The organism is bacterium, assembly GCA_024224155.1.
Lineage (GTDB): Bacteria > Acidobacteriota > Thermoanaerobaculia > Multivoradales > JAHEKO01 > CALZIK01.
Window position 1 is genome coordinate 1 of the sequence record JAAENP010000555.1, and the last position, 5,080, is coordinate 5,080.

5 protein-coding genes are annotated in these 5,080 nt (G+C 63.2%); 4 read left to right on the top strand and 1 reads right to left on the bottom strand.

Translation table 11 applies throughout. The features are described from left to right. Positions 1-1,663: S8 family peptidase (locus GY769_25480; GenBank protein ID MCP4205276.1), on the top strand; the 1,663-nt coding region annotated here is incomplete at its 5' end. 10 nt (positions 1,664-1,673) lie between these two features. Here the strand turns inward: GY769_25480 and GY769_25485 are convergent. After that, positions 1,674-3,032 carry a sigma-54-dependent Fis family transcriptional regulator gene (locus tag GY769_25485; protein MCP4205277.1) on the bottom strand — a complete coding sequence of 453 codons (1,359 nt, stop codon included), beginning with the start codon at positions 3,030-3,032 and terminating at the stop codon, positions 1,674-1,676. Positions 3,033-3,368: 336 nt separating this feature from the next. Between GY769_25485 and GY769_25490 the strand changes: the two genes are divergently transcribed. From GY769_25490 to GY769_25500, 3 genes are all read left to right on the top strand, one after another. Continuing rightward, entirely contained in the window at positions 3,369-3,707 is a 339-nt protein-coding gene (locus GY769_25490; GenBank protein ID MCP4205278.1) for a hypothetical protein, read from the top strand. 171 nt (positions 3,708-3,878) lie between these two features. Next, positions 3,879-4,148 (top strand): Hpt domain-containing protein, encoded by a 270-nt coding sequence (locus GY769_25495; GenBank protein ID MCP4205279.1) that lies wholly within the window; start codon positions 3,879-3,881, stop codon positions 4,146-4,148. 210 nt (positions 4,149-4,358) lie between these two features. Continuing rightward, on the top strand, positions 4,359-5,080 hold a 722-nt coding region (locus tag GY769_25500), incomplete at its 3' end, for a hypothetical protein (GenBank protein ID MCP4205280.1).

Here is a 5,080-nt window from a genome sequence, read left to right on the forward strand (position 1 = left end):
CGCCCGCCTCACCGCGGCGCAGAAGGCGGCTCTGATCGATTCCGATTCGAGCCTGCGTATCCGCGCCGACAGCAAGGTCGCGACCCAGGGGAGACGGCGCAAGTCCGGCCGCCGCTCGACCTCCTCGGGCACCAAAGACAGTGGCGAAAGCAACACGGCTGACCAAAGCGCACCTCCGGACGACAGCTCGGACGGCTCCGAAGAGCCTGCGCCAACCGAATCCTACGACGGCAGCTCGACGGACTTCGCCTACGAGAGGATGCTCTTCAGGGCTTTCTTCGGCTCATACCAAGATCCCTACACGCACTATCCGGCTCTCGTCGGAGCCAATCGCCTGCACGATCTGGGGATTACCGGCACCGGCGTCACCCTCGCGGTGCTCGACTCCGGCCTCGTCCAGTACGACGGCCTCTACAACAACACCGCGGGCGAGAACCGGCTGCTCGGCCACTATGACGCCATCGCCGACCACGATCTCGAGGGCGCGGTCACCAAGACCGACTACAACGGCCACGGCGGGCACGTCGCCGCCGTCGCCCTCAACAGCAAGGCCAGCGACTCCGGTGCCGGCTTCAACGGCATCGCCCCCGACGCCGACCTGGTCGTGGTCAAGGCCTTCGACGAGCACGGCAACGGCACCTATGCCGACGTCATCCGTGGCATCGATTGGATCGTCTCCAACAAGGACGCCTACGGCATCCGGGTGCTCAATCTCTCCTTCAGCGCCCCGGTGCGCTCCCACTACTGGGACGATCCGCTCAACCAGGCCGTGATGCAAGCCTGGCAGGCGGGCATTGTCGTGGTGGCCTCGGCCGGCAATGGCGGCCCGCTGCCGATGACCGTCGGCGTGCCCGGAAACCTCCCCTACATCATCACCGTCGGCGCCATGACCGACTCGTTCACCCCGGAGGATCGCTCGGACGACCGCCTGACCACCTTCACCGCGGCCGGACCCACCGCCGAGGGCTTCGTCAAGCCCGATGTCGTCGCCCCCGGCGGCCACATGCTCTCTCTGATGAGCGTCTTCTCCGACATCGCTGCACAGCATCCCGAATACCACGACGGCGGCTTCTACTTCACGATGACCGGTACCTCCCAGGCCACCGCCGTGGTCAGCGGACTGGTCGCCCTCATGCTCGAGGCCCAGCCGGCACTGACGCCGGACCAAGTCAAGACTCGGCTCATGAGAACGGCCAAGGCCGCGATCAAGCCCGATGGACAACTTGCCTTCGGTATCTTCCAACAAGGAGCCGGGCTGGTCGACGCCTACGACGCGGCGCTCGCGACCAGTGAGGACGAGGACTCGGACCGTGCGAACCGGAGCCTCGATATCGCCAACGATCTCGCCGGCCTCGAGCACTATGCCGGCCTGGTCCGTCAGGCCGAAGACGGCAGCTTCTACATCGAGGGCCTGAACGGCTTCCTCTGGACCGACGGGTTCCTCTGGACGGATGGCTTTTTGTGGACCGACGGCTTTCTCTGGACGGACGGCTTCCTGTGGACGGACGGCTTCCTGTGGACGGACGGCTTCCTCTGGACCGATGGCTTCCTCTGGACCGACGGCTTCCTGTGGACCGACGGCTTCCTCTGGACCGACGGCTTCCTCTGGACCGACGCGCTCACCGAATCGATGTCGATCAACACCTGGGTCGAACAGGAGTAGGCGAGCGGCCTCAGAGAGCGATCCCGTACTTCTTGATCTTGCTACCGAGCGTCTTGACGTCGATGCCCAGAAGCCGCGCGGCGTGAGCTTTGATACCGCGAGTGTAGCGCAGCGTGCGAAGGACGTGCCCGGCTTGGATCTGCGCGAGCGAGGCGGGCTCATCACTCAACGGTCGCGCCACGTGGTCCTGCGCGCTCAGGATGTTTTGGGGTAGATCGGATTCATCGAGCCGCTCGCCGGGCGCCAGAAGCACGATGCCCTCGATCACGTTTGCGAGCTCGCGGACATTTCCCGGCCAGGAATAATTGCACAGCGCTCTCAGCGCCTCTTCGGTCGGCGCCTTCGCAGCCTCGCCGGGCAAGCGATGTCGATCGAGATAGAGCCGAACCAGGCCCGGTATATCTTCTCGGCGTTCGCGCAGTGGCGGCAGATCGATGCCTACGACGTTGAGACGGTAGAAGAGATCCCGGCGGAAGCGGCCTGCGGTGATTTCCTCTTGCAGATCCTTGTTGGTCGCCGACAGGATGCGTACGTCTACCTTGAAGAAGGAGGTTCCCCCGACCCGGCGCAGCTCGCCACTGTCAAGCACCTGGAGAAGCTTTGCCTGCATGGCCGGGCTGGTTTCCGCGACCTCGTCCAGAAAGAGAGTTCCGCCGTCCGCGACCTCGAACAGGCCGGGCTTGGCGCTGGCTGCCCCGGTGAATGAGCCCTTTTCGTGCCCGAACAGCTCGCTCTCGAGCAGGGTATCGCTGAGAGCGCCACAGTTGATGTGCAAATGAGGCTCGTGAGACCGAGCGCTTCGGCTGTGAATGAGCTTGGCGACGAGCCCCTTGCCCGCGCCGGTTTCGCCCCGGATCAGAATCGAGGCCTCGGAAGGTGCGACTCGGTCGATGATCCCGAGGATTCTCTTCATCGCCGGGCTTTCCGCGACCACTACTCCGCCCGACCGCGCGTATTGCTTGGCGACGGTGTGCTCGAGTGCCACGACTTCCCTGCGGAGGCGGTACTTGGCTGCCGCATTTCGAAGCGTGGCTATCAGCTTAAACGGGTCGAACGGCTTCGATAGGTAGTCGCAGGCTCCGGCCTTGACCGCCTGCACCGCGGTGTCGAGCTCCGGATGGCCGGTGAGCACGACAACCTCGGGAGGCTGGGCCAACTCGCGCAGCGTCGCCAGCACCTCGAGGCCTTGCATGCCCGGTAGGTGAAGGTCGAGAAGGATGACTTCGAACCGGTGGCGCTTGACGACCTGAAGTCCTTCTTCACCCGTGGCCGCTACGGTGAGCACGAACTCATCACGTTCCAGGGCCTCGGAAACCATTGTCCGGACCAGAGGGCAGTCGTCGATGATCAGAGCTTCGATGGGCTTCATGGCATCTCAACTAGAGAGTAGGGCTGAAACACGCGACAGAAAAGAAGACTGCCGCCCAGACTCTTGTAGGACGCCCTCCCAATCCTCCGTCCCGACCTGCACTACAGGGAAAAGCTCCCTGGTCCGGATACCACCCGAAAGGACGGGGATCGGAACCCGCATACCAGGCGAGCGAATCCCTAAGTCACTCAAGAATAGAGTCTTATTCGACTCTTCGTTGAATCCGCACCCATGCGTGCGCTCGAATACGACGATGGTATCCGGCTTGCCCCTTCGCGGAGGTGACTGGCGTGAACGAGCAGGTCACTCACCAAGACCAACGAAAGGAAAGTCAACATGAAGACCTCAAATTCCCTTTCAACGATCCTGGACGTTACCTGCATCGTAGTGCTCCTGCTCGCGGTGCTCCTAATCGGTATGGAGACCCGAACCGAGTCGGTCATCGTCCAAGCCTCGACCGCAGAGGCCGCCGCTCTGGCGGTCGAACAAGTCGGGGGCACCGTGACCCATGAGTTGCGCACTATCCGCGCTGTCGGTGCGGAGCTCTCACCTACTCAGCGAGCGAACCTACCGGCTGTGCTCTCCGAAGCCCGCGTATACGACAATGCGTCGGTCTCCCACTCTGACGCGCTCACCGAACCGATGTCGATCGACACCCGGGTCGAGCAGGAGTGAGGTATGAAACCCGCTCGGCTCCCGAAGCCGCCGAGTCTCAGAGGTGCGCGCCTTCCGGCCGGATCGGAACCAAGCTCCGGGGTTCGGCCCGCCGTTAACCAGGCTGTCCAAGATCGATACCTCCGGCAGGGGCTGAGCACCGACGTTGCTCCGCGGGCCCTCGGAACCTACTTGGCGACTTCACCCGGGCTCATCGAGGAGATGCGCGAGGCCATGCAGTGCCGACAATGGCAAAGACTTGCCGAGCTCGCACACAAGTTCAAATCGAGCGCCGCGATCGTGGGGGCGGAGCCTCTCTATGAAATATGCAGTCAGTTGGAAGCCGCTTCCGAGGAGAGGAGTGGCACAGAGGCTCTCTCCCACCTCAAGAGGGTGGAGGACGAGTACGGCCGTGTGCGGCTTTCCCTCGAGGCTCGAGAGCCTGACGCGGAGGCGATCTGAACGAGCGGACTGGTGCATTCGCGACGCTCTCGATATCGGGGTTTGACCTACAGCCCGCCGAGAGTTTGGCCGCTATCCAGGGGAGTGGCAGCGGCTGATCATAGTGAGGGGGAGAAGACAATCCGCGACCTGACTCTCATGTGGACACAAAGAAACAAGACGGCCAGAACCGCTCCTAGTCCGGCTCTTTGCCGAACGGCGATCCTCGTTGTGCTTCTCGCGCTTACCGCCGCACCGGCCGCCGCCGTGGTCACCGGCAGCTATGTCGGGGACGGCGTTGACGGAAACTCCATCACGGGAGTTGGTTTCCAGCCCGACTTCGTGATCGTCAAGCAGGAGGCGTCGGGTAGAAACACAGTCGCCCGTTCCTCGGCAATGAGCGGCGACGTGACCAAGTCGTTCGTGGACGGTCTGGTCGAATTTGCCAATGGCATCGAATCGCTGGACGCCAACGGCTTTACCGTTGGGTCGGACGCTACCGTCAATACCTCGGGCCAGACGTACCACTGGATAGCGTTCAAAGAGACCGCCGGCGAAATGACCGTCGGTTCCTACACGGGCGACGGTCTGGACAATCGCAGCATCGCCGGATTCGGGTTCCAGCCCGATTACGCCATCGTGATGGGCGGCGGTGCCCGCGAGTCGGTCCAGCGGTTTCAGGGCCAGGTCGGCGACGCCAGCTTGGAAATCGGCTCGAGCGCCGTTCTCTCCAACGTGATCCAGGCCTTCGAGGCCGACGGTATCCAGGTTGGCTCCGACAGCCGCGTGAACCAGTCTGGCGAGCCGTACTACTACGTCGCGTGGAAGGAAGTCGCTGGGACTACGGCATTCGGAACCTACAGCGGCAACGGTACGGACAACCGGGCCATTACCGACGTCGGTTTCGAGCCGGACTACGTGTTGGTCAAAGTTGCCCCGTCTGACTCGGTGCA